The following is a 22,369-nucleotide window of genomic DNA, read 5'->3' on the forward strand; positions in this document are numbered from 1 at the left end:
AATGATCGTGAAAGACCTCAAAGTCGGCTGCCAGACCTTCACCTGGGAAATGCTGGGCGACCGTTTCGCCGGCGGCCCCGACGATCTGTTGAAGGCGATCGCCGATGGCGGCTATGCCGGCATCGAGATCACCGACACAATGATCGGCCGCTATGCCGACCGGCCGTCCGAGTTCGCCGCGGCGCTAAAGTCGTCCGGGCTGACGCTGGTCTCCTTCGCTTTCGGCTCGAAGAGCGGTTTTACGTTGCAGGATCAGATCGGCGCTGACCTCGAGGCCGCCAAGCGCTGGGTCGATTTCGCCGCTGCCTTTTCCGGCGCGCTGGTCTCGATGGGCTCGGCGACCGTCGTGTCCGACGGACCGCGCGACGACAAGTTCGCCATCGCCGCCGAGGTCTACAACAGAGCCGGCGAGCTCGGCCGCAAGGCCGGCGTCCAGGTCGCGGTGCATCCGAGCTCGCATCACAACACGCTGCTCTTCGACCGCGCCGATTATGATCGCATCTTCGGCCTGCTCGACGCCTCGCTGGTCGGCTGGGTACCGGACACCGGCCACATCTTGCGCGGCGGTCAGGACATGGCCGATACGCTCACCACCTACCGCGACCGCATCCGCTATGTGCATCTGAAGGACGTCGATGCGAGCGGCACCTGGGCGATGCTCGGCAAGGGCATCTGCGATACGCCAAAGGTGATCGAGATCGCCAGCGCGGCCCCCAATTTCAACGGCTGGCTGGTGCTGGAGGAGGAATCCGAAACCGCGGCCGCCGATCCCGCCGGCGCGGTCAAAACCAACCGCCAGACCATGCGCGGCTACGGAGCCTGACGATGATCCGCAAGCAAGACCGTCGCCTGCGTGTCGGTGTCCTGGGCTGCGGCCCTATCGCGCAGTTCGCGCATCTGGAATCCTGCGCGAAGGCGGCCAATGCCGACCTCTACGCGATCTGCGATGCCGCGCCCGATCTCTTGGCACGCATGGGCGCGACCTACGAACCGCAGAGGATGTATGGCGACTATGACCAGATGCTCGCCGACCCCGAGCTCGAGGCGGTGATCGTCGCCGTCTCCGATGCCTATCACGTGCCGATGTCGATCAAGGCGCTGGAGGCCGGCAAGCATGTGCTGTGCGAAAAGCCGATCGGCGTCTCGGTCGAGGAAGGCGAGAAGCTGGCCGAGGCGGTCAAGCGCTCCGGCAAGGTGCTGCAGGTCGGGCATATGAAGCGCTTCGACCCGGCGCTGGAGGCGGCGCGCGATTTCGTGCGCGACGAGATGGGCGATATCCTGGCGCTAAAGGCTTGGTATTGCGACTCCACACACCGCTACACCAACACCGACGCCGTGCAGCCATTGCCGGTCACCAGCAAACTGGCGAAGAAGCCGGCGGGAAATCCCAAGGCAGATCTCAGGCAATATTTCATGCTGGCGCATGGCTCGCACCTGGTCGACACGGCGCGCTTCCTGGTTGGAGACATGACCGCCGTTCGCGCCCGCCTTCATGAAAAATTCGGCGCCTATTGCTGGTTCGTCGAAACCGAATTCGCCAATGGCGCGCTCGGCCATCTCGACCTCACCGTCGCCGTGCGCATGGACTGGCACGAAGGTTTCCAGCTCTATGGCGAGAACGGTTCGGTGATCGCCAAGACCTTCAACCCCTGGTATTTCCGCGCCAGCGAGGTCGACATTTTCCACGAAAGGGACGCGACCTCGCGCAAGCCGCTTGGCGCCGACGGCCATTTCTTCCGCCGCCAGCTGGAAGGCCTCGCCGACACAGTGCTCGACGGCAAGCCGCAACGCGGCGCCACCGTCGAGGACGGACTTGCCTCGATCCGTGCCATGGTGGCGATAGCCCGCTCGGTCGAGAGCGGCGAGCGTGTCGAGCTCGCCAGCGTGAGCGGAGCGGTCTGATGCAGATCGGGGTGTTCGCCAAGACTTTTCCAGGCAGCGAGCCGGCCGGCGTTTTGGCCGCCGTACGCGACGCCGGCTTTACGGTCACCCAGTTCAACCTTGCCTGCGCCGGCCTGCCGTCGATGCCGGACGTGGTTCCGGACGAAACGATCCGCGCCATCGATGCCGCCGCCAAGGCTTCGGGCGTCGGTCTTGTCGCGCTGTCCGGTACCTACAACATGGCGCATCCCGACCAAGCCGTGCGCGACGATGGGCTGCGGCGGCTTGCGGTCATCATCGAGACCGCCGCCAGGCTGTCGACGCCTCTGGTGACGCTCTGCACCGGAACGCGCAACGCCGAGGACCAGTGGGCGCACCATCCCGACAACAGCGACCCATCGGCCTGGGTCGACATGGCGCGCGAGATGGAGAAGGCCTTGCAGGTCGCGGAGCGCCATGGCGTCGATCTCGGCATCGAGCCGGAGCAGGCCAACATCGTGACCTCAGCCGACGACGCGATGCGGCTGATCGGCGAAATGGGCTCGAAGCGACTGCGCATCGTGCTCGATCCCGCCAACCTCTTTGAACAGGCCGATTCTGACGAAGCGCGCGCCATCGTCGCCGCGGCCGTCGAACGCACCGCGGGACATGTCTCGCTCGCCCACGCGAAAGACCGTTTCGCCGACGGCCGCTTTGCCACGGCCGGACAAGGTGTGGTCGACTTCGCCGACTTCATCGCCCGGTTGAGGGCCAACAGCTTCGACGGACCGCTGGTGACGCATGGGCTCTCGGCCGAAGAGGCGCCAGGCGTCGCCGGTTTCCTCAAGGGGCTGGTGTGATGGCGACGCTGCTGCGCGACGGCGCCACGCTGCAGGTCAGCGATACCGGTGAAGGCCTGTCCGTGGTCTTCCAGCATGGGCTGGGCGGCGGCGAGGCGCAGATCTCGCAAACCTTTCCCGCCGGCTTCCGGCGTGTCACGCTGGAATGCCGTGGCCACGGCGGATCCGGGCTTGGCGAGCGGCGGCCATTCTCCTTCGAGATGTTCGCCGACGATGTACTGGCCGCCGCCGATCAGGCAGGCCTCGACCGTTTCGTTGCCGGCGGTGTCTCGATGGGCGCGGCGATCGCGTTGCGGCTGGCCTGCCGTCATCCGCGACGCGTTGCGGGCCTCATCCTGGTGAGACCGGCATGGACGTTTTCGCCTGCGCCGCAGAACTTGCAGCCAATCGTCGAGGTCGCCGGGCTCATCCTGGAGCATGGAACGGACAAGGGACGCTCGCTTTTTGCACAGTCCGATACCGCCATAAGGCTCTATCGCGAGGCACGCGATAATCTGGCCTCGCTGCTCGGCTATTTCGATCGTCCCGATGCCAGGACATTCGCGCAGGTGCTTGCCAATATCGCCAGCGATGGGCCCGGTGTTTCCGAACGCGACGCGGCGGCGCTCGATATGCCGACGCTGATCCTGGGCAACGCGGTCGACGCCCTACACCCGCTGTCGGCCGGCTACATGTTGGCCGCCGCAATTCCCAACGCGATTTTCGCCGAAATCACGCCGAAGGCGGCCGACAGCCAAAGGCACTTCAGCGAGCTGCACGCGCAGATCGCGAGCTTTCTTCAGCCCCAATCAAAAGTCCGGAGCCTCATTCCGTCATGACCAGCAAACCCCTCTCCGGCCCCGCCGCCATCGCTGCCCTGCCGCGCAACCGTCTGCTCGGCGAGTTCTCGCTGTGGTCGGCGGATCTCGCCAATATGGAGCGCGAGCTGAAGCGCATCGAAGCGCATGCCGATCTTCACCATATCGACGTGGCGGATGCCCGCTTCACGCCGGGCTTCCTGTTTTTCCCCGACCTGGTGGCGCGCATTGCCAAGCTCACGGCCAGGCCGATCCACGTGCATCTGATGGTCGAGGCGGAAATCGTCGAGGCGCAGACGCGCCAGTTCATCGAAGCCGGCGCCGACCTGATCACCATCCACGCCGAAAACGGCGAGGCGGGCCTGCGCGCGGCAAGGCTGGCGCGCGAACTCGGCGCCGAGGCCGGCGTGGTGCTGCGGCTGGAGACGCCGGTCGCGGCCATCGTTCCGTTCCTGGCGCACGTCGCTTTCGTGACGCTGCTCGGCACCTCGATCGGCGTCAAGGGACAAAGCCTGTCGGAGAAAGCCTGCCCACGCCTGATCGAGGCGCGCGCGCTGATGCGGCAAGCCGGTCGCGAGGCCGACATCGTGCTTGCCGCCGATGGCGGTATCCGTCACGAGACGGTGCCGCTGCTGCGCGCCGCCGGCGCGGACACGGTGGTGCTGGGCTCGCTCGCCTTCGGCGATCCCGACCTTGCACAGCGCATGGCCTGGCTGCATGGGCTGAAGGCAGCCGCCTGATGGAGACGCTTGCGCTAGCCTTCGACCTCGGCGGCACGGAGCTGCGCGGCGCGCTGGTCGAGCGCGGCGGCGAGGTCGTCGCGCGCGTCTCGGAACCGACAATGGCGGGCGCCGGATCGGAAGCGGTGATCGGCCGGATCATCGCGCTCGCCAACAAACTCCTCGACGAGCATCCGCAGGCCAAGGTCGTCGGCATCGGCGCGTGCGCGCCCGGCCCGCTCGATCCCAAGGCCGGCATTGTCATCGGGCCGCCGACGCTGTCGGGCTGGCACAATGTGCCGATGATCGACATCCTTGGCCGGCAGTTCGGCCTGCCGGTGCGGCTGGAGAACGACGCCAATGCGGCCGCACTCGGCGAATGGCGCTTCGGCGCCGGTCGCGGCACCAGTTCGCTGGTCTTCGTCACCGTGTCGACCGGCATCGGCGGCGGCGTGATCGCCGATGGCCACATCTATCACGGCCGGCGCGGTCTGGCGGCCGAGATCGGCCACATGACGATCACCAACGAAAGCGATCGCTGCTTCTGCGGCAATGTCGGCTGCTTCGAGGCGGTTGCTTCAGGCACCGCGCTCGGACGGCGAGCGACGCGGCTGACCGCGCCCGGGGACGGTTCGTTGCTCAGGCGACTTGCCGGGGATGGCGACGTCTCGGCCCGGCATGTCGTGGAGGCCGCGCGCGGCGATGATGCGGCGGCCCGTCAGTTGATCGAAGCCGAGGCGACGTGGCTCGGCATCGGCTTCACCAATCTCTTGCATCTCTACTCGCCCGACCTGATCGTCATGGGCGGCGGGCTGTCCAACGGGTTCGACCTTTTGGCGCCCGGGATCAGGGCAACCATCGACCAGCGGGCGATGCAAGCCTATCGCGACGTGCCGATCGTGCCGGCCGAGCTCGGCGACCGCGCCGGCCTCGTCGGCGCCGCCAGCTTGATCCTGTGGGAGGGCGAGCCGGGCACGGCGCTTTCGATGGTGCAGAACGAAGAGGCCAAGAACAATGCCGAAGGATCGGCAGGCTCTCATCAAAGAGACAGAGCATGATGTCGTCCGAAAACCGCTTCACACTTTTCGGCATCATGCTCTAGGGAGACAAGCCATGGCTGAGCTCAAGCTGCGCGGCGTGCGCAAATCCTACGGATCGGCGGAGATCATCCGCGGTATCGACCTCGACGTCGCCGACCGCGAATTCGTCGTCTTCGTCGGCCCTTCCGGCTGCGGCAAGTCGACCTTGCTGCGCATGATCGCGGGCCTGGAAAAAATCACCTCAGGCGACCTCACCATCGACGGCACGCGCGCCAACGACATCGATCCGTCCGAGCGCGGGCTTGCGATGGTGTTCCAATCCTACGCGCTCTACCCGCATATGAGCGTCGCCGACAATATGGGCTTCGCGCTGAAGATCGCCGGCGTGCCGACGCAGGAGCGCGAGCGCAAGGTGAAGGAAGCGGCCGACGTGCTGCAGCTTGCGCATCTGCTCGAACGCCGGCCGAAGGCGCTGTCCGGCGGCCAGCGCCAGCGCGTCGCCATTGGCCGCGCCATCGTGCGCAACCCGAAAGTGTTCCTATTCGACGAGCCGCTGTCCAATCTCGACGCAGCATTGCGCGTCAGCATGCGGCTGGAGCTGATGCGGCTGCACGAGCAGCTCAAGGCGACGATGATCTATGTCACCCACGACCAGACCGAGGCCATGACCATGGCCGACAAGATCGTGGTGCTGAATGCCGGCCGCATCGAGCAGGTCGGCTCGCCGCTCGACCTCTACAACCGCCCAGCCAATATTTTCGTCGCCGGCTTCATCGGCTCGCCGAAGATGAACCTGATCAAGGTGAAGGTGACCACGGCCGGAAGCGACGGCGTCGGCGTAAGCCTGCCCGGCGGCAAGTCCCTCACGGTGCCTGTGGCGGCTGGCGGCGCCAAACCCGGCGACGAATTGCTGCTTGGCATGCGGCCGGAGCATCTGAAGATCGCGCCCGACGGCCCGTTCAAGGGACAGGCGGCACTCGCCGAGCGGCTCGGCAGCCTGACCATCTTCCATGTCGAGGTTACGCCCGAAGTTCCGCTGGTCGTGCAGGCCGAAGGCGGCGACGCGACGCCGCTGCATGCGCCGATCGCGCTCGATATCGCGCCATCGGCCTGCCATCTGTTCAATGCCGATGGGCAGGCGCTGGTGCCGCTTCAGCCTGTCTGAGCTCTGCCTGCCTCGACTTTTTCAGGCTCGCTTCGGGATTTCCCTGTTCTCGAGCAGCAGCGTCAGCCCCATGGCGACGAAATAGAGCGCCGCCACCCACATGAACATCACGTTGAACCCGCCGGAATAGTGATCGAGCACGACCTCGCGGATCGCGGCCGGCAGGCTCGCGGCAATGTGTGGGGTGAGCCCGTTCAACCCATCCGGCAGCAGGGCGGCGGCTTCGGTGGGAAGCTTTGCCGTCTGCCGGTTCAGGGCCCAGATCATCACCGCGCCATTCAGCGCCAGACCGAGCGATGCGCCCAGCGTCCGCGCCTGGGTGATCAGCGAGGTCACCGCGCCGATGTCCTGCAGCGGTGCTGCCGCCTGGATCGCCACGATCAGCACCTGGAACTGCAGGCCCATGCTGATGCCGAACACAGCCATCATCGTCGCCAGCACCCAGATCGGCGTGTGCTGGTTGGTGAAGACAAAGCCCAGCATCAACAGCCCGCCAATGGCCATCGCCACCACCGGCATCCATTTGTAGCGTCCAGTTGCGGCAATCACCCGCCCGGCCACGATCGAGATGACCATCGACGTCAGCGACGCCGGCAGGAACAGGAAGCCGACTTCGGCGGGGCTGAGACCCGTCAGCGTCTGCATGTAGAGCGCGAAATAGAAGAACATGCCCAGCGTCACTGTGCCGGCGACCAGCGACACGCCCGAGACGATGCTGACCGTCGAATTGCCGAACAGCCGCAAGGGCACGATCGGCTCGTCGGCCCGGCGCTCGACCATGATGAACAAGGTGATGGCGACCAGCGCAAGGATCGGCAGCGCAAAGGTGAAGAGGTCCGGCCCGGAAGGGTCGAGCACATGATAGCCCCAATAGACGATGGCCGTGGTGCCGATGGCGAGCAGCACGCCGCCAAGATAATCGACATGGTGCTTCTTTTCGTTGAAGCGGCTGCGCATGGCGAACGCCAGCACCGCCATCACGACGATGCCGATCGGCAGATTGACCAGGAATACCCAGCGCCAGCCGAACAGGCTGGTGATGTAGCCGCCGGCCAATGGGCCGAGCACCGACGACAGCGCGAACACCGCCGAACTGTAGCCCTGGTATTTGGCGCGATCGCGCGGCGAAAACAATTCGCCGATCATGGCGAAGGCCGAGACCATCAGGCCACCGCCACCGATGCCCTGAAGCACGCGCGCGGCGATCAGGCTCTTCATCGACCATGCCATGCCGCAGACCAGCGACCCCAGCAGGAACAGGCCGATCGCCGTCAGCACCACGTTCTTGCGGCCATACATGTCGCCGAGCTTGCCGTAGAACGGCGAAACCGCGGCGGTCGAGAGCAGGTAGGCGGCACCCACCCAGCCGAACAGATGCAGATTGCCAAGCTCGCCGGCAATGGTGGGCAAGGCGGTGACGACGATCTGCATGTCGATGGTGGCCATGAACATGGCAATCAGCGCGCCCAGATAGACGATCAATGTCGTCAGGTCCGGCCCGGCTTCGGCCTCTACGGGCCGCGCATCCGGAAGGGTCGAGTCGAGGGTCATTGGTGTCTCCGTAGACTGGACGCGGCTTATGTGCCCGCAGCAGATATATGTCAACATCAAATATATGCTATCAGCACACAATTGACATCCGCATGTATTTTTGCTAGCGCGCCACGGTATGAACAGCAACGATGCCGGGCCGGACAAGCCCGACCGATATTCAGCCCTTTGCCAGGCGCATGGCAATCAGGACCTTGCGGATCTGGCGCGCGGCAGCGGCCTGTCCGAGGCGGCGGCCGAAGCCGTTGCCGCCATCGATGCGGTGATGAACAAGGTGCGCCGTTCCGTCCAGCGCCGGGAATTCGGTCGTTTGATCCTGGCGCGCATCGATCCCTCGCTGGAAGTGAGCCACCTCGATGCGATTCTGGCACTCAGTGCGATCGTCAGCGATAACCCGCAGGACGAGATGACGGTCGGCATCATCGCCGAGCGCGTGGGCATCGACCCCTCCGCGCCAGCCGCATCTCCGCCGATCTCGTCGAGCGCGGCTACGCCTTCCGCGTAGCATCGCAACTCGATGCCCGGCGCATTTGTCTCAAGCTCACCGCCAAGAGCGAGCGCCTGGTGACGGCGGTGCGCCAGACCAAATGGCGGATCTTCGCCGGCTCTTTGGCGCAGTGGGATGAGCAGGACCTCGTGACATTCGCCGGCCTGTTGGAACGCTTCGCCGGTTGGGCCATGGACGAAGCGGAGATGCGCAGGTCAGCCGACGCCGTCAAACAGATGATGGACGAGACCGAGCAGTCGCTGGCCGAGGCGAAGTAGGCGGCGCAGCCGCAAGCCCAGCCCTGTCTGGACGCAACATCTTCTCCCGCTTTGGTGGGATCAACTGTTGCCGCCGCCAATCTCCTGAGATTGACCAGTTCCTGTCGTGTCCCGGCGTATAAAAATCCACTGCGCTCTATTTTAATTCTTGACGTACGTAAAATTTTTCTAAACCATGCGGAAACGCTGGCGAGGCATAAACCAGCGCTCTGGGAGGAGCAAATGCCTGACATGGAAGAGACCCGCACCGGGCGCGCGTTGCGCGTACCAGCCGGTCATCGTTTTTCCAACGCAAGCGCCGGGGTCGCTTGTGTCGCATCAGCGTTGCCGTTCGCAGAACAACGAGCCGACAACCAAAAATCCGGAGGAGGAAGATATATGCGCATGTTCAATCGCCTGGCGCTCGGCGCCGGCTTGCTTGCAACGACGCTTGCCCTGCCCGCCCATGCCGAGGACGCCGCCAAGGTCGCGGCGATCGTCAAGGGCCTCGACAATCCGTTCTTCCAATACATGCAGAAGGGCATCGAGGAGCAGGCCGAGGCCGACGGTGTGGCCGTCACCGTGCAGGCCGCCGCCAACATGGGCGACGCGACGGGACAGGCCGACAAGCTGACCGCCATGGCGCTGCAGGACTATGATTGCTACCTGGTCAATCCGATCAGCGTCTCCAACCTGGTGCAGGCGCTGGTGCCGGTCGCCCAGAAGAAGAAGCCGATCGTCAACATCGACTCGACCATCGATGCGGAGCAGGCCAAGGCCGCCGGCTTCACCGTGTCGACCTATATCGGCACCGACAATGTCGCGGCCGGCGCGCTGGCCGGCGAGGAGATGCTGAAGCTGGTGCCGAACGGCTCCAAGGTCGCGCTGATCGCCGGCATCGTCGGCGATGTCGGCTCCAACGCCCGCATCAAGGGTTTCAAGCAGGCCGTCGAAGGCAAGCTCGACGTGGTGGTGATGGTGAGCGCCGACTGGGATCGCGAGAAGGCGCTGACGGCGGCGACCGATATCCTCCAGGCGCATCCGGATCTCGCCGGCTTCTTTGCCGCCAACGACATCATGGCGCTCGGCGTCGAGCGCGCGGTCAGGACCTCCGGCAAGGACGTCAAGGTGATCGGCCTCGACGGCATCGTCGACGCGCTGAAATCGGTCGCGGCCGGCGAGCTTACGGCGACCGTCGCGCAATATCCCTATGTGGTCGGCGCCATGGGCGTCGAAGCCTGCAAGGCGGCGGCCAAGGGCAAGGAACTGCCCGCCAACGTGCCGGCGCCGGTGCTGTTGATCAACAAGGACAATGCCGAAGCCTCGCTGAAGAATTTCCCGCGGCCGGGCGGCGACTATCCCGATCCCTTCCGCGAGATGCTGAAGTGAGCATTCCGACCGACAACGCGCCCGCCAACCCACAGGCGGGCGTCACGGAGGAGAGCCGTTCCTCCCTTGCGGCTCTCCTCCTCGACCCATCCTTCTGGGCCGACTGGGCATCCGTCGTCGGCCTGGTCGGGCTGGTCATTCTGTTCGGCATCACCTCGCCGGTTTTCCTCAGCGTCGCCAATCTGCAGGCGGTGCTGCTCGCCGCCGCGATCCTGGTCGTGCTGTCGATCGGACAGACCTTCGTCGTGGCGACCTCGGGCATAGATCTGTCGCTCGCCGCCGCCGTCATGCTCGGCGCCGTCATCCTCGGCCTCCTCGACGCGGCGGGTTGGGGTATCTTCGCCGCCTGCGTGGCGGCGGTGCTGGCAACCAGCGCCATCGGCCTCGTCAACGGCGTGCTGATCACCGCGGGCCGCATTCCCGATTTCGTGGTGACGCTGGGCACGCTTTCCGGCATCACCGGCATTGGCCTGATCATCTCCGGCGGCGAGCCGACCATGGTCGGCTCGACCTTCCTGCTCAAGCTCGCCTCGGGCAAGTTCGGACCATTCGGCTATCCGGTCTGGGTGGCGATCGCCGCCATCATCGTCGCTCATATCGCGCTCTACCACACGCGCTTCGGCGTGCATCTGCTGGCAACCGGCGGCCAGGCCGAAAGCGCCGGCGCGCTCGGCATCCGCACCAACAGGGTGAAGATCGCCGCCTACACGATCTCCGGCTTCTGCGCCGGCATCGCCGCGATCCTTCTGGTGGCGCGCATCGGCTCGGCCGAGCCGCAGATCAACACCAGCCTGCTGTTGAATTCAGTCGCAGCCGTGGTGCTGGGCGGCGTCAGCCTGTTCGGCGGCCGCGCCAGCATTCTGGGCCCGGCCGTCGGCGCGCTGATGCTGACGGCGCTGGTCAACGGGCTGACGCTGCTCAGCGTCTCGGCCTTCTATCAACCGCTCGCCGTCGGCGTCATCGTGGTGCTGGCTGCCCTGATCATGCGCTACCAGAAATGAGCGCGGCCAACCACATCCGACCCGCCGACGCGATCCTCGCCTGCCAGGGGCTGAGCAAACATTTCGGCGGCATCCGCGCCTTCACGGATGTCGACTTCCAGGCCCGCCGCGGCGAGGTCACCGCGGTGATCGGCGACAACGGCGCCGGCAAGTCGACGCTGATCCGCTGCCTGGTCGGCGTGCATCAACCCGACGGCGGCACGATCCATTTCGATGGCAGGCCGCATCCGTTCTCCAATCCCGACGGCGCGCGCAAGGCAGGCATCGAAACCGTGCACCAGAACCTGGCGCTGATCGACGAATTGACGGTGGCGCAGAACCTGTTCCTCAACCGCGAGATCGTGCGCCGCATCGGGCCGTTCGCCCTGCTCGACCGCAAGGCGATGAAGAACCAGGCGCGTGCGATGCTGTCGCGCCTGTCGATCAATGTGCCTTCGGTGGGCCAGCGCGTGCGACGGCTGTCGGGCGGACAGCGGCAGGCGATCTCGATCTGCCGGGCCGCCGGCTCGGGAGCCAAGCTTGTGGTGATGGACGAACCGACCGCCGCGCTCGGCGTGCAGGAGACAGCCAATGTCGAGGCGCTGATCCGCAAGTTGCGCGAGCAAGGCGTGAGCATCATCCTGATCAGCCACAATTTCGATCAGGTGCGGCGCCTGTGCGACCAGATCTGGGTGATGCGCGCCGGCAAGATGGTGGCTACGGTGCGTTCGTCCGAGACCAGCGGCAATGAGCTGGTGGCGCTGGTGACCGGCGCGGCCTGAGCACCGCGCCGCAGAGAATTTGACAGAGCAATCACGTTGGAAGGGAGTGTGCCGTGGCGCTGATCCGTGTCGGGCTTGTGGGTCTAGGAGAGGTCGCGCAGTCGATCCATCTGCCGGTGCTGGCCGACCAGCGCGACCGCTGGGCGATCGCCGGCGTCCACGATGTTTCGCCGAGCCTGGTGAACCTCATCACATCGCAATATCGGAGCGCCCGGGCGTTCGAGCGCTCAGAGACGCTGATTGCTTCGCCCGATATCGACGCCGTCTTCGTGCTGTCCTCCGACGACACGCACAGCCGCTTCGTGCGCGCCGCCATCGAAGCCGGGAAGCACATCCTGCTCGAAAAGCCGGCATGCCTGACGGTGCGCGAGATCGACGAATTGCTGGCGCTAAGCAAGGACTACGACAAGACCATCTTCGTCGGCTACATGCGCCGCTACGCGCCGGCCTATCTGGCGGCGCGGCAGGAACTGCCGACCTATGACGACATCACCCATGTGCGCATCTTCGACCTGATCTCGGAAGGGCGGCATTTCCTCAAGAAGAGCCGGAATGTGCTCTATCCCACCGACATCGACCCGGCGATCCTTGCGCGCGGCGCCAGCGAGCGCGACGCGCTGATCCGCGAGGTGGTCGGCAAGGACGCGCCCGCCGATCTGGTGCGCGCCTATCGCGGGCTGACGGCGCTTTCCTCGCACCACATCTCGGCCATGCGCGGCTTGCTCGGCGAGCCGAAACGGGTGGTGGCGGCGCACCGTACCAATGGCGGCGCCAACACCAGCGTTACCTTCGACTACGGCCATTTCGCCTGCCTTTACGATGCGGTGGTCGACGATCTCGGCCTGTTCGACGCCATGATCGAGGTGCGCTCGAACAGCAAGCGGGTGCGCATCATCTATGAGACGCCCTACATCCGCAGCCTGCCGACGCGGCTGGAAGTGACGGAAGCCGGTCCGCTCGGTCCGGTGACGAAGGCCTTCGGGCCGCTCTATGGCGACGCCTTCTCGAACGAGCTGGAGATCTTCCATCGCCACATAATGGACGGCACCAAGCCGCTCACCGACCTCGCCGATTCACGCCGCGACCTCGCGCTGATGGCGCAGATCATCGAACGGATGAAGGAAAGCGGCGAGCGCTGAGGCCGAAGGAGCCGGCCGTTCGTCTCGAACAGCCTTGCCGGGCAAGCCGCTTGCCTGCCGTCCAAGAAAATCAAAGCGTCCGGCGGCGCTCCACGATGGGCGCCGCCGGACAAGTCGTCCGGACGCTACTGCAATTTCGCCTGCAACGCGTTGACGTCGTCGGTGGTCATCTCGCCGTCGGTCGTCACCTTGCCGTCGACGATCTTCCAGAGCCGGAACGGGCCGGTGATGTCGCCATATTTGTCGAAGGCGACCGGGCCGATGACGCCTTCGTAGCGGATCGGCTTGCCTTCCTTGATCAGGCCGAGCGCCTTGGCGAACTCGTCCTTGCCGGCATAGATCGGCGTGCCGGCCGGATCGACCGCCTTGAACATGGCATCCTTGATCTTGGCCGGTTCCTCGGAACCGGCAATGGCGATGGCCAGGCCGACGATGGCGCCGGCGTCGTATGAGCGATCGGCGGCCGGGTTCGACGGTTCGATGCCGGAGAATTCCTTGTAGTTCTTCATGAAATAGTCGGTGGACGCCGTCGGGCTGGTGCCGGACGACGTGCCGTAGGCTTCCTTCAGATAGTCGGCGCCGACCGACTCGATGAAGTCGGGGCTGTTCATGCCGTCATTGAGCAGGAACTTCTGCACGCCGCCCTGCGAAATCCAGGTGCGGGCAACGGTTGCACCGTCGACGGGGGTGCTGACGAGGTAGAGCCCGTCCGGTTCGCCAGCCATCGCCGCCGTGACTTCCGAGGCGTAGCTCGACTGTTTCTCGTTGTAGGGCGTGTCGGAGACGATGGTGCCGCCGAGCGCTTTGTAGGCGCGCGAGAACTCGGCCACCATGTTGACGCCGAAGTCGTTGTTGACGTGGATGATCGACAGCTTCTTGAAACCCTTGTCGATGGCGTATTTGGCGGCGGCGACGCCCTGCAGCGCGTCCGAGGTGATGGTGCGGAAGAAGATGCCGTTGGTCTTGCCGTCGCGGCCAAGCGCCGTCAGCGTCGGCGAGGACGATGCCGGCGAGACCTGGACGATCTTGGCCGGCGCCGTGACCGAGGTCAGGATCGGGATCGACACCGAGGAGATGATGCCGCCGATGATCACCGGCACCTTCTTGACCTGGACCAGCTGGGTCGCCGCGTCGACCGCGATGTTGCCCTGGCTCTGGCTGTCGCGCGTGTCGGTCGCCAGATCGCAGCCGCGCACGCCGCCCGCGGCATTGATGTCGCGGAAGGCCATCTCGACCGACTTGGCGCCGGCCTGGCCATATTCACCGGCCGGACCGGTCAGCTCCATGACCAGGCCGACGGTGATCTTGCAGTTGGCCGCGTGGGCGGCGCCGGCCATCGTCACCAGAGCGAGCGCGGTGGTGAGTTGGAGTATTGTCTTTTTCATTGCTGTTCCCCTTTTCGTTACACGACTAAGAACTTTGCCTGTTTAGCCTCCCGGCATCTGCAGCCAGGTCTCATGCAGATGCCGCCATTCGACGCCGTTGGGCGCCGATGAATTGACGGTAAAGACGGCGCTCGACCGGCGACGGCTGTGCTTGCCGCCACGAAGCTGCGCTTCGACATAGAGCACGACAATCATGTCGCCGGCCTGCCAGCCGGGCCCGATGTCCTCGATGGCAATGGCAAAGCTCTCATCGCAACTCGCGCGGCTTTGCCTGACATGGTCGATGACCGCATCGCGATCGAGGACCGCACCGCTTGGCGCGATCATGGTCAAGCCTTCCCCCATGACGGCTTCGAAGCGGCCGAAATCGACCGTATCGGCACGCGCGGCGACGAACCAGTCGACGAAGAAGCGGTGCAGATCGACCACTTCGGCGCTGGCGCGGGAAAACAGCGAAGCCTCCTGGTTCATGGCGCTCACACCCGGCCCGCGTTCAGATTGTAGTGCATGATCGAGCCGTGGCGGCCGTGACGGTCGCGCTCCAGCGTGTAGACGTCGCCGTCGAGGCCGGGGCTTTGCGCGATCACGGCGCCGATCTCGGCGCGGTCCTCGGCCGACAGCGCGACGTCCATGATACGGGCATTGGCGAGCGCGTGCGCCTGGTTGCGGGCGCCGACGATGACGGCGGCGACCTGCGGCTGTTCCAGCACCCAGGCGCTGGCAATGGTGGCGATGTCGACGCCGTGGCGATCGGCGACCGCTTTCAACGCCTTCAGCAGCGATTGGAAAAGCTCCCAGCCGCCGAAGTCGTCGATGATCAGCTTGTACTTGACCAGCGAACGGTTCTCGAGCGGCGCGGAAGGCTCGGCCACGCCCAGCCATCTTTCGCTTAGGAAGCCGCCCGCCACCGATCCGTAGCAGAGGAAATGCATGCCATGCTGCTTCGCCAGCGCGGCAAGGTTGCGGGCCGGACGCTGGTCGAGCACGGAATACTGCAACTGCTGGCTGACCAGCGGGATGCCGGCGGCGAGGATTTCGCTTAGACGCTCGGTATCGAAATTGGTGGTGCCGAGATTGCGCAGCTTGCCCTCGAGCCGCATCTCGTTCAGCCAGCCCATCGCCTCGACATAACGGGGCTGCTCATAATCCCACCAGTGGAACTGGACGAGATCGATGCGCTCGGTCTTCAACCGCCGCAGCGATTGGTCGACGATGCCCCTGATATAGTCGCGGCTGACGATGGCCAGTCTTTCGAGGTCGGGCACCAGCTTGGTGTGCACTTTCATCCTGGCGGCAACGTCGAGACCGCGCTCGTTGGCCAATCGAAGGCGCGCGGCGCCGATCAGCTCCTCGACGCCGGTGTAGATGTCGGCGCAGTCATAGGTGAAGATGCCGGCATGGAAGGTGGCAATCAGGTCTGTGACCGCCTGGCTGCGGTCGATCGCGCCATGCCCGCCGGCGAGCTGCCAGCCACCGCGGATGACGCGCGAGATGGTGTAGCCGGGGCTGAGCTCGAAGGTCTTGGCGGTCATTCCTGGTCTTTCTCCTTCGGCAGCGGCACTGCCGTGGTTTCGGCGTGGCTGAATCGGCGCTTGGCCAGCCTGACGATGCGGAGCCGGCTGGCGCAATTGGGATCGGGACAGGCGATCTCGGCGTCCGAGGTCATCCAATCGTTCCGGTCGGTCGAGCGCTGCTTTGCCGCGAGGAACGGCAAGACGGAGGCAAGCGAATAGATCGAAAAACTCTGTCCTGCCGGCATCGACAGCATCTCGCCCTTGAGCTCGAAATAGTCGCCGGGCTTGGCGCCGCAATAGATCGGCTTGCCCTCGGGGATGACCGCCTCGACGCGAAGGTCGAAGAGCTCGAAACTGTCGTCCGCCATGTCAGGCCTCCGCCAGGCTGAAGGTGATGTCGCAGGCGCCGTTGCGGCGGATCACGCCGCAGGCAGCGGCGAACTGGTCGCGCTGATCGGCCCGCACCTGGGCCACCACGCTGCCGGCCAGCCAGCCGATCGGGAACAAAAGCCGCGCCCCTTGCCCGTAGTAGAGGCCGATGTCGAAGATGGCATTGGGGTTGCCGCCCCACATGCGCGGCGGCACGTAGGACAGCACGATGTCTCCCGGCTGCGGCGTCAGCGTCGCGTTCTCCGCCGGCAGAGGCCGGGCATAGGACTGGCCTTCGAGATCGGCTGATGGAACCGGACAGGAAATCTCAGGTCCCGTCCACATCGCATGGATGCCGGGAACGACACGTGGCGTGGCGAGATACGCCCGGAGAAAGGCGGCATTTTCCGGCGCCTTTTCGGGCAGCAACAGCGCCGTCACGGAAAGCTTCGAGCGCGGCTCGGTGATGCTGATGGAGCTCATGTCTTGTCTTTCCCAGCGGATCGAAGCTTGTCGCGCAGGAAAGCAAAAGGCCGGCTGATATCGGCGACCAATGCTTCGCGCGCGGCCTGCGCATCCTGTTTGGCGAGAGCCGCGACGATGCTGCGGTGATAATGCGCGGTGTCGACCTCGCCGGCATCGGAAAAAGCGTAGATGGCAACGCGGATGCAAGGTCCCGATTGCAGCCACAGGCTTTCGATCATCGGGATCAGCACGGCCGAGCCGCAGCAGCGGTAGATCTCGAAATGGAAGCTCTGGTTGAGCGTCGCTTCGCGGTCGATATCCTTCTTGTGCTTCAGCGCCCGCATCTCGTCCCACTCGCCGAGCATAGCCTCGATCGACGCGATCTGGCGCGGGTTCATGCGCGTGGCGGCAAGCGCGATCGCTTCGCCTTCGATGAGGGAGCGGGCGCGCAAAAGGTCATCGATACGCTCCAGCGTGATCGGCGGCACGCGCACCGAGCGGTTGGGCAGCGCCTCGAGCGCCTTTTCCGTGATCAGCCGTCCGAGCGCTTCGCGCACCGGCATGGTCGACGTGACCAGCGCATCTGCCAGGCCACGGATGGTCAGCACCTGGTTCGGCTCGAACAGGCCGCCGATCAGAGCCCGGCGCAACTCGGAATAGACGCGATCCTGCACGGTCTCGCGGCCGACCGGCGTAAGCTGGGCCGCGATCGTTTCGTTGTTTCGTTCGATGGCAGCCTTTTGCATGGCACTCCCGGTCTTGGCCCGTTTTCGGCTTGCGGATGAAATTAAAGCCGAATAGCGTGATCAAAGCAAGTGTGATCACAAATCAAGGAGACGACGACGATCGTCTTCGACCAGAGGGTTTGATGAGCGGGGCAGCGGAGCGCCAAGGGCAGGAGACCCGGGCACCGGTCCTGACGGCAAAGAATGTCGTCAGGCGGTTCGGCGGCCTCGTCGCCGTCAACGACGTCTCGTTCGATGTCAAAGCGGGCGAAATCCTCGGCCTGATCGGACCCAACGGCGCCGGCAAGACGACGATGTTCGATCTTCTCGCCGGCAGCATATTGCCGACCAGTGGCGATATCCTGCTGAACGGCATACGTGTCTCCGGTGAGGCCGCGCATCTGCGTATCGGCCGAGGTCTTGGCCGCACCTTCCAGATCCCGCGCCCGCTGCCCAATCTGACGCTGATCGAAAACATCATGCTGGCGGCGCAGGGCCAGGCCGGAGAAAGACTGCTCGCCAACTTCGTCACGCCGTGGCGGGTGGCGGCGCAGGAACGAGCAGCCAGGGCCAAGGCGCTCGACCTTTTGGAACTCGTCACCCTCACGCATCTCGCGCATGAGCCGGCGCGCGTGCTTTCCGGCGGCCAACGCAAATTGCTGGAGCTTGCCCGCGTCATGATGGCCGACCCGGCGATCATCCTGCTCGATGAGCCGGCGGCCGGCGTCAACGCGACGCTGCTCGAGGTCATCATCGATCGCATTCGCGACATCAACGCACGCGGCATCACCTTCCTGTTGATCGAGCACAATATCGACATGGTGACGCGGCTCTGCCATCGCGTGCTGGTCATGGCGAGCGGCCAGCTGCTCAGCGAAGGCACGGCGGAAGAAGTCGCCCGCGACCCGCGCGTCATCGAGGCCTATCTCGGAGGCACCGCATGAGCGAGACCGTGCTCGATGTGCGCAACCTCGAAGCCGGCTACGAACCCGGCGTGCCCATCGTGCGCGGTGCCTCGATCACCGTCGGCAAGGGCGAGATCGTCGTTGTCCTCGGCCCCAATGGCGCCGGCAAGTCGAGCTTCATCAAGGCGATCGCCGGCCTTGTCCCGATCACCGGCGGCACGGTGCTGCTGGACGGCAAGGACATCACCGCCGCCCCCGCCCACACCATGGTGCGGCTTGGCCTCGCCTTCGTGCCGCAGACCGAAAACATCTTCCCGCTGATGTCGGTCGAGGACAATCTCAAAGTCGCCTGCGGCATCCTCGAGCGGCGCGAAATTCCCGCCCGCATCGAGGAAATGTATGCCGCCTTCCCCGACCTCGTCCGCCAGCGCCGAACCGCCGCCGGCAATCTGTCCGGCGGGCAGCGGCAGATGCTCGCCGTCGCCCGCGCCTTGATCATCCATCCCAAGGTGCTGGTGCTCGACGAGCCATCGGCCGGCCTGTCGCCGAAATTCGTCTCGATGGTGTTCGAGATGCTGGCCGGCATCCGCAAGTCCGGCGTCACCATCCTGCTGGTCGAACAGAACGCCAAAGCGGCGCTGGCCATCGGCGACCGCGCCTATGTGCTGGTCGAGGGCAAGGACCGGCACGAAGGCGTCGCCTCCGAACTGTGGAACGATCCGGTCGTCGCCGAACTCTATCTCGGCCAGCGTCCTTCTCACGCCGGCAAGGGAGGTGCTGCATGAGCCTGCAATTTGTCGTCGACGGGTTGCTGACCGGCTCGATGATCGGCCTCGGCGCCATCGGCGTGACGCTCACCTATTCGATCCTGCGCTTCTCGAACTTCGCGCATGGCGACTTCATGGCCTGGGGCACCTATGCGACGCTCACCGTCGTCAGCGCCATCGGCGCGATGTTCGGCAAAATAGCGCCGATCGCACCGTTGTCCTTCGGCTGGCCGCTCCTGATCGCCCTGGCTGTCGGCATGGCGTTCACCGCCTTGCTCGCGCTGCTGCTCGACAAGGTGCTGTTTTCGCGACTGCGCTCGCAGGGACAGGCGATCATCGTGGTGATGGCAAGCTTCGGCGCCTCGATGGCGCTGCGCAGCCTGCTCGAATTCACCTTCACCTCGCGGCCGACCTATTTCAGCCGGGCGATCCAGATCGCCATGCCGGTCGGTTTCGGCATCCGCATCACGCCGGACCAGATCGCATTGCTGCTGCTGACCGCCGTGCTGGTGCTCGGCGTGCATCTGTTGATGACGCGCACGCAGACCGGCCGCTCCATGCAGGCGCTGAGCCAGAATGCAGCGTTGGCCCGCATCGTCGGCATCGACGTCGCCGGCGTGGTGCGCGTCACCTGGATCATCGGCGCGGCGCTGGCCTGCGTCGCCGGCGTGATGATCGGCATTCTGGTGCAGATCCGCCCATTCATGGGCTTCGACATGCTGCTGCCGATGTTCGCCGCCGCCATTCTGGGCGGCATCGGCAGCATCCCGGGCGCGGTGCTCGGCGGCTTGATCATCGGCCTCGCCGAAGCCAGCGCGGTGCAGCTGATCGGCGCCGAATGGCGCGCCGCCGTCTCCTTCATCATCCTGATGGCGGTGCTGTTCGTGCGGCCGATCGGCCTTTTTGGTGTGAAGGAACGCTGATGGACCTGCTCGGCTACGGCGCCTTCTTCCTGACCACCGCGCTGATCTTTTCGCTGGTCACGCTGGGGCTCAACCTGCAGTGGGGCTTGACCGGCCTGTTCAATGTCGGCCTCGCCGGCTTCGTCGCCATCGGCGCCTATACATCGGCGCTGCTGACCACACCGGACGACGCGGCGCGGCTGGGTGGCTTCGGCCTGCCGATCCTGGTCGGCTGGGCGGGCGCCATGGTCGTCGGCGGCATCGCCGCGGCGCTGACCGGCATGGCGACGTTGCGGCTCAGGTCCGACTATCTGGCGATCACCACATTCGGCGTCGCCGTCGTGGTGCAACTGGTCGCGCTCAATGCGCAGAAGCTCACCGGCGGGCCGTTCGGCATCGGCTTCATCCCGCGCCCGTTCGGCAGCCTTGCCGAGACGCCGCTGCTGTTCAACCTGTCCAACCTTGCCGTGGTCGCTGCGGTGACCTTGATCGCCTATCTCGCATTAGAGCACTTGGCGCGCAGCCCTTGGGGGCGCGTGCTGAAGGCGCTGCGCGAGGACGAGCGGGCGGCGATTTCGCTCGGCAAGAGCGCGCGCTTCTACCGCGTCCAGGCGTTTGCCGTCGGCGGCGCCATTATGGCGCTCGCCGGTGCGCTGCAGGCGCATTTCACCGGCTTCATCGCGCCCGACAATTATCTGCCGATTCTGACCTTCCAGGTCTGGGTGATGCTGATCGTCGGCGGCTCGGGCAGCAATCTCGGCGCCGTCATCGGCAGCATTCTGGTGTGGGCGATATGGGCCGGATCAGGCACGCTGACCAGCGTGTTGTTTGCGCCCGAGCAACAGGCCCGCGCTGCCTCGCTGCAGATCGTCGCCATCGGCGTCATGCTGTGCGTCATCCTCTTGATCCGGCCGAACGGTTTGTTCGGCGACCGGCCACGGCGCCGCTTCGGCAAGCAGGCGAAGGCGGTCGCGGGCGAGAGCAATTCCAGCTCATGAATGCCGCGATCCGACAGGAAGCCCGCGGCGCATCGCTCTGGCATGCCGTCAGCCGCAACCGCCGCGACCGGCCGGCTTTGCAAGGCGGGCTCGATGTCGACCTGGCCATCGTCGGCGGCGGCTTTGCCGGCCTGTCGACAGCGCTGCACGCAGCCGCGAGGGGATTGTCCGTTGCTGTTCTCGAAGCGGAAATCATCGCCTGGGGCGCGACCGGCCGGAATGCCGGTTTCGTCGTGCCGAACTTCGCCAAGATGGATCCGGACAGCATCCTTGCGCATCTCGGCTCCGAGCGCGGCGAACGCCTGATCGATTTCGCCGCCGGCAGCGCCGAGCTGGTCTTCGGCCTGATCAAACGCCACGGCATCGACTGCGACGCCGTGCAGAACGGATGGATCCAGCCGGCGCATTCGCCCGCCGCTTTCGAGAAGGTCAAATCACGAGCCGGGCAATGGGCTCGGCGCGGCCGGCCGGCCGTCACGCTGGATCGGCAGGACGTCGAGGCGCTGACGGGCGCGCGCGGCTACGTCGGCGGCTGGATGGATCGTTCGGGCGGCGTGCTCAATCCGGTCGGCTACGCGAACGGCTTGGCCGATGCCGCGGAGAAGGCACGGGCGAAGATCTTCGAGCACACGCCGGTGACCTCGGTCGATCGCGTGACCGATGGCTGGAGGCTGAAAACACCATCGGGCTCAGTGCGCGCCGGCAAGGTGCTGATCGCCACCAACGCCTATGGCGGGTCGCTCGATCCGCTGCTGCGGCGAACCTATGTTCCGCTGAAGGTTTTTCAGATCGCGACCGAGCCGCTGCCGCGCGACGTGCGCACGCGTTTGCTTCCGGGCGGGCAAGGCGTCGGCGACACCAGGCGCAATCTCTTTACCTTCCGCTTCGACGCCGACAACCGGCTGATCAGCGGCGGCATGCATATCCTCGGTGCCGGCGCCGATGCGCGCGTCCCGCAAGCGATCTGGCGACGGCTTGGCCATCATCTCGACCTGCCTGACTTGCCGCCTCTCGCTTACAGCTGGTCGGGAATGGCCGCGGTCGAACCGGATTTCCTGCCGCACCTCCTGGACCTTGGACCCGGACTGATCGCCGGCCGCGCCTGCAACGGGCGCGGTATCGCCATGACGACTGCGATGGGCAAGGTCCTTGCGGACTGGGCAAGCGGCGCGGACGCCCGCGACTTGCCGCTTCCCTTCGCCAAGCCATCGTCGATCCCATTCCACGGCATCGTGCGCTATGCACCCAACATGCTTCTTCCCTGGAGCATGCTGCGCGATCGGCTGGAGGCGGCCGGCTAGTTCGAGCACCCG

At 65.4% G+C, this 22,369-nt stretch carries 25 protein-coding genes; 18 read left to right on the forward strand and 7 right to left on the reverse strand.

Features of this window, described 5'->3' with window-relative positions:
• The first annotated feature begins 1 nt into the window (after position 1).
• The 7 genes from ACVDG8_RS10690 to ACVDG8_RS10720 are packed head-to-tail and all read left to right on the forward strand — an operon-like array spanning position 2 to position 6,441.
• Positions 2-823, forward strand: a complete 822-nt coding sequence (locus ACVDG8_RS10690; protein ID WP_447254677.1) for a sugar phosphate isomerase/epimerase family protein — start codon at positions 2-4, stop codon at positions 821-823.
• Between the two features lie 2 nt (positions 824-825).
• Positions 826-1,902, forward strand: coding sequence for a Gfo/Idh/MocA family protein (locus ACVDG8_RS10695; protein WP_447254678.1), 1,077 nt, complete (start codon positions 826-828; stop codon positions 1,900-1,902).
• Positions 1,902-2,720, forward strand: a complete 819-nt coding sequence (locus tag ACVDG8_RS10700) for a sugar phosphate isomerase/epimerase family protein (protein ID WP_447254679.1) — start codon at positions 1,902-1,904, stop codon at positions 2,718-2,720. The genes ACVDG8_RS10695 and ACVDG8_RS10700 overlap by 1 nt, the downstream gene beginning before the upstream one ends.
• Positions 2,720-3,538 (forward strand): alpha/beta fold hydrolase, encoded by an 819-nt coding sequence (locus tag ACVDG8_RS10705; protein ID WP_447254680.1) that lies wholly within the window; start codon positions 2,720-2,722, stop codon positions 3,536-3,538. Before ACVDG8_RS10700 ends, ACVDG8_RS10705 begins: the two co-directional genes overlap by 1 nt.
• The gene (locus ACVDG8_RS10710; RefSeq protein WP_447254681.1) at positions 3,535-4,257 is read left to right on the forward strand and encodes a ribulose-phosphate 3-epimerase; all 723 of its coding nucleotides are present in this window, start codon (positions 3,535-3,537) and stop codon (positions 4,255-4,257) included. The genes ACVDG8_RS10705 and ACVDG8_RS10710 overlap by 4 nt, the downstream gene beginning before the upstream one ends.
• Complete coding sequence (locus tag ACVDG8_RS10715) at positions 4,257-5,294, forward strand: ROK family protein (RefSeq protein WP_447254682.1); 1,038 nt, start codon at positions 4,257-4,259, stop codon at positions 5,292-5,294. The genes ACVDG8_RS10710 and ACVDG8_RS10715 overlap by 1 nt, the downstream gene beginning before the upstream one ends.
• A 55-nt stretch (positions 5,295-5,349) precedes the next feature.
• On the forward strand, positions 5,350-6,441 hold the full coding sequence (locus ACVDG8_RS10720) for an ABC transporter ATP-binding protein (RefSeq protein ID WP_447254683.1): 1,092 nt from the start codon (positions 5,350-5,352) through the stop codon (positions 6,439-6,441).
• Positions 6,442-6,462: 21 nt separating this feature from the next.
• On the opposite strand, the gene ACVDG8_RS10725 is transcribed toward ACVDG8_RS10720, so the two are convergent.
• On the reverse strand, positions 6,463-7,992 hold the full coding sequence (locus ACVDG8_RS10725; protein ID WP_447254684.1) for an MDR family MFS transporter: 1,530 nt from the start codon (positions 7,990-7,992) through the stop codon (positions 6,463-6,465).
• A 118-nt stretch (positions 7,993-8,110) separates the two neighbouring features.
• On the opposite strand from ACVDG8_RS10725, the gene ACVDG8_RS10730 reads away from it, so the two are divergent.
• From ACVDG8_RS10730 to ACVDG8_RS10755, 6 genes are all read left to right on the forward strand, one after another.
• A complete protein-coding gene (locus ACVDG8_RS10730; protein ID WP_455707672.1) occupies positions 8,111-8,497 on the forward strand; it encodes a hypothetical protein in 387 nt (128 codons plus the stop codon).
• A gap of 59 nt (positions 8,498-8,556) precedes the next feature.
• Positions 8,557-8,757, forward strand: a complete 201-nt coding sequence (locus ACVDG8_RS10735; RefSeq protein WP_455707673.1) for a hypothetical protein — start codon at positions 8,557-8,559, stop codon at positions 8,755-8,757.
• 378 nt (positions 8,758-9,135) lie between these two features.
• Positions 9,136-10,125, forward strand: coding sequence for a sugar ABC transporter substrate-binding protein (locus tag ACVDG8_RS10740; RefSeq protein ID WP_447254686.1), 990 nt, complete (start codon positions 9,136-9,138; stop codon positions 10,123-10,125).
• The gene (locus ACVDG8_RS10745; RefSeq protein ID WP_447254687.1) at positions 10,122-11,126 is read left to right on the forward strand and encodes an ABC transporter permease; all 1,005 of its coding nucleotides are present in this window, start codon (positions 10,122-10,124) and stop codon (positions 11,124-11,126) included. Before ACVDG8_RS10740 ends, ACVDG8_RS10745 begins: the two co-directional genes overlap by 4 nt.
• Positions 11,123-11,887 (forward strand): ATP-binding cassette domain-containing protein, encoded by a 765-nt coding sequence (locus tag ACVDG8_RS10750; RefSeq protein WP_447254688.1) that lies wholly within the window; start codon positions 11,123-11,125, stop codon positions 11,885-11,887. Before ACVDG8_RS10745 ends, ACVDG8_RS10750 begins: the two co-directional genes overlap by 4 nt.
• Positions 11,888-11,940: 53 nt before the next feature.
• Positions 11,941-13,026, forward strand: coding sequence for a Gfo/Idh/MocA family protein (locus ACVDG8_RS10755; protein WP_447254689.1), 1,086 nt, complete (start codon positions 11,941-11,943; stop codon positions 13,024-13,026).
• 125 nt (positions 13,027-13,151) lie between these two features.
• Here the strand turns inward: ACVDG8_RS10755 and ACVDG8_RS10760 are convergent, their stop codons facing one another.
• From ACVDG8_RS10760 to ACVDG8_RS10785, 6 genes are read right to left on the reverse strand one after another with little or no spacing between them, the layout of a single operon-like run.
• Positions 13,152-14,411 carry an ABC transporter substrate-binding protein gene (locus ACVDG8_RS10760; RefSeq protein WP_447254690.1) on the reverse strand — a complete coding sequence of 420 codons (1,260 nt, stop codon included), beginning with the start codon at positions 14,409-14,411 and terminating at the stop codon, positions 13,152-13,154.
• Between the two features lie 42 nt (positions 14,412-14,453).
• The gene (locus ACVDG8_RS10765) at positions 14,454-14,882 is read right to left on the reverse strand and encodes a hypothetical protein (RefSeq protein ID WP_447254691.1); all 429 of its coding nucleotides are present in this window, start codon (positions 14,880-14,882) and stop codon (positions 14,454-14,456) included.
• A gap of 5 nt (positions 14,883-14,887) precedes the next feature.
• Complete coding sequence (locus tag ACVDG8_RS10770) at positions 14,888-15,943, reverse strand: aldo/keto reductase (protein ID WP_447254692.1); 1,056 nt, start codon at positions 15,941-15,943, stop codon at positions 14,888-14,890.
• A complete protein-coding gene (locus tag ACVDG8_RS10775) occupies positions 15,940-16,293 on the reverse strand; it encodes a TIGR04076 family protein (RefSeq protein WP_447254693.1) in 354 nt (117 codons plus the stop codon). Before ACVDG8_RS10775 ends, ACVDG8_RS10770 begins: the two co-directional genes overlap by 4 nt.
• 1 nt (position 16,294) lies before the next feature.
• Positions 16,295-16,777, reverse strand: a complete 483-nt coding sequence (locus ACVDG8_RS10780) for a DUF3830 family protein (RefSeq protein ID WP_447254694.1) — start codon at positions 16,775-16,777, stop codon at positions 16,295-16,297.
• On the reverse strand, positions 16,774-17,505 hold the full coding sequence (locus ACVDG8_RS10785) for a GntR family transcriptional regulator (protein ID WP_447254695.1): 732 nt from the start codon (positions 17,503-17,505) through the stop codon (positions 16,774-16,776). Before ACVDG8_RS10785 ends, ACVDG8_RS10780 begins: the two co-directional genes overlap by 4 nt.
• A 122-nt stretch (positions 17,506-17,627) precedes the next feature.
• On the opposite strand from ACVDG8_RS10785, the gene ACVDG8_RS10790 reads away from it, so the two are divergent.
• Genes ACVDG8_RS10790 through ACVDG8_RS10810 form a run of 5 tightly spaced genes read left to right on the forward strand, consistent with a single transcriptional unit; the run spans position 17,628 to position 22,357 of the window.
• On the forward strand, positions 17,628-18,428 hold the full coding sequence (locus ACVDG8_RS10790; RefSeq protein ID WP_447254696.1) for an ABC transporter ATP-binding protein: 801 nt from the start codon (positions 17,628-17,630) through the stop codon (positions 18,426-18,428).
• A complete protein-coding gene (locus ACVDG8_RS10795) occupies positions 18,425-19,174 on the forward strand; it encodes a branched-chain amino acid ABC transporter ATP-binding protein (RefSeq protein ID WP_447254697.1) in 750 nt (249 codons plus the stop codon). The genes ACVDG8_RS10790 and ACVDG8_RS10795 overlap by 4 nt, the downstream gene beginning before the upstream one ends.
• A complete protein-coding gene (locus ACVDG8_RS10800) occupies positions 19,171-20,079 on the forward strand; it encodes a branched-chain amino acid ABC transporter permease (RefSeq protein WP_447254698.1) in 909 nt (302 codons plus the stop codon). Before ACVDG8_RS10795 ends, ACVDG8_RS10800 begins: the two co-directional genes overlap by 4 nt.
• Complete coding sequence (locus ACVDG8_RS10805; RefSeq protein ID WP_447257302.1) at positions 20,076-21,056, forward strand: branched-chain amino acid ABC transporter permease; 981 nt, start codon at positions 20,076-20,078, stop codon at positions 21,054-21,056. Before ACVDG8_RS10800 ends, ACVDG8_RS10805 begins: the two co-directional genes overlap by 4 nt.
• Entirely contained in the window at positions 21,053-22,357 is a 1,305-nt protein-coding gene (locus ACVDG8_RS10810) for an NAD(P)/FAD-dependent oxidoreductase (RefSeq protein ID WP_447254699.1), read from the forward strand. Before ACVDG8_RS10805 ends, ACVDG8_RS10810 begins: the two co-directional genes overlap by 4 nt.
• Positions 22,358-22,369: the final 12 nt, after the last annotated feature.

This window comes from Mesorhizobium sp. ORM8.1 (assembly GCF_053005525.2).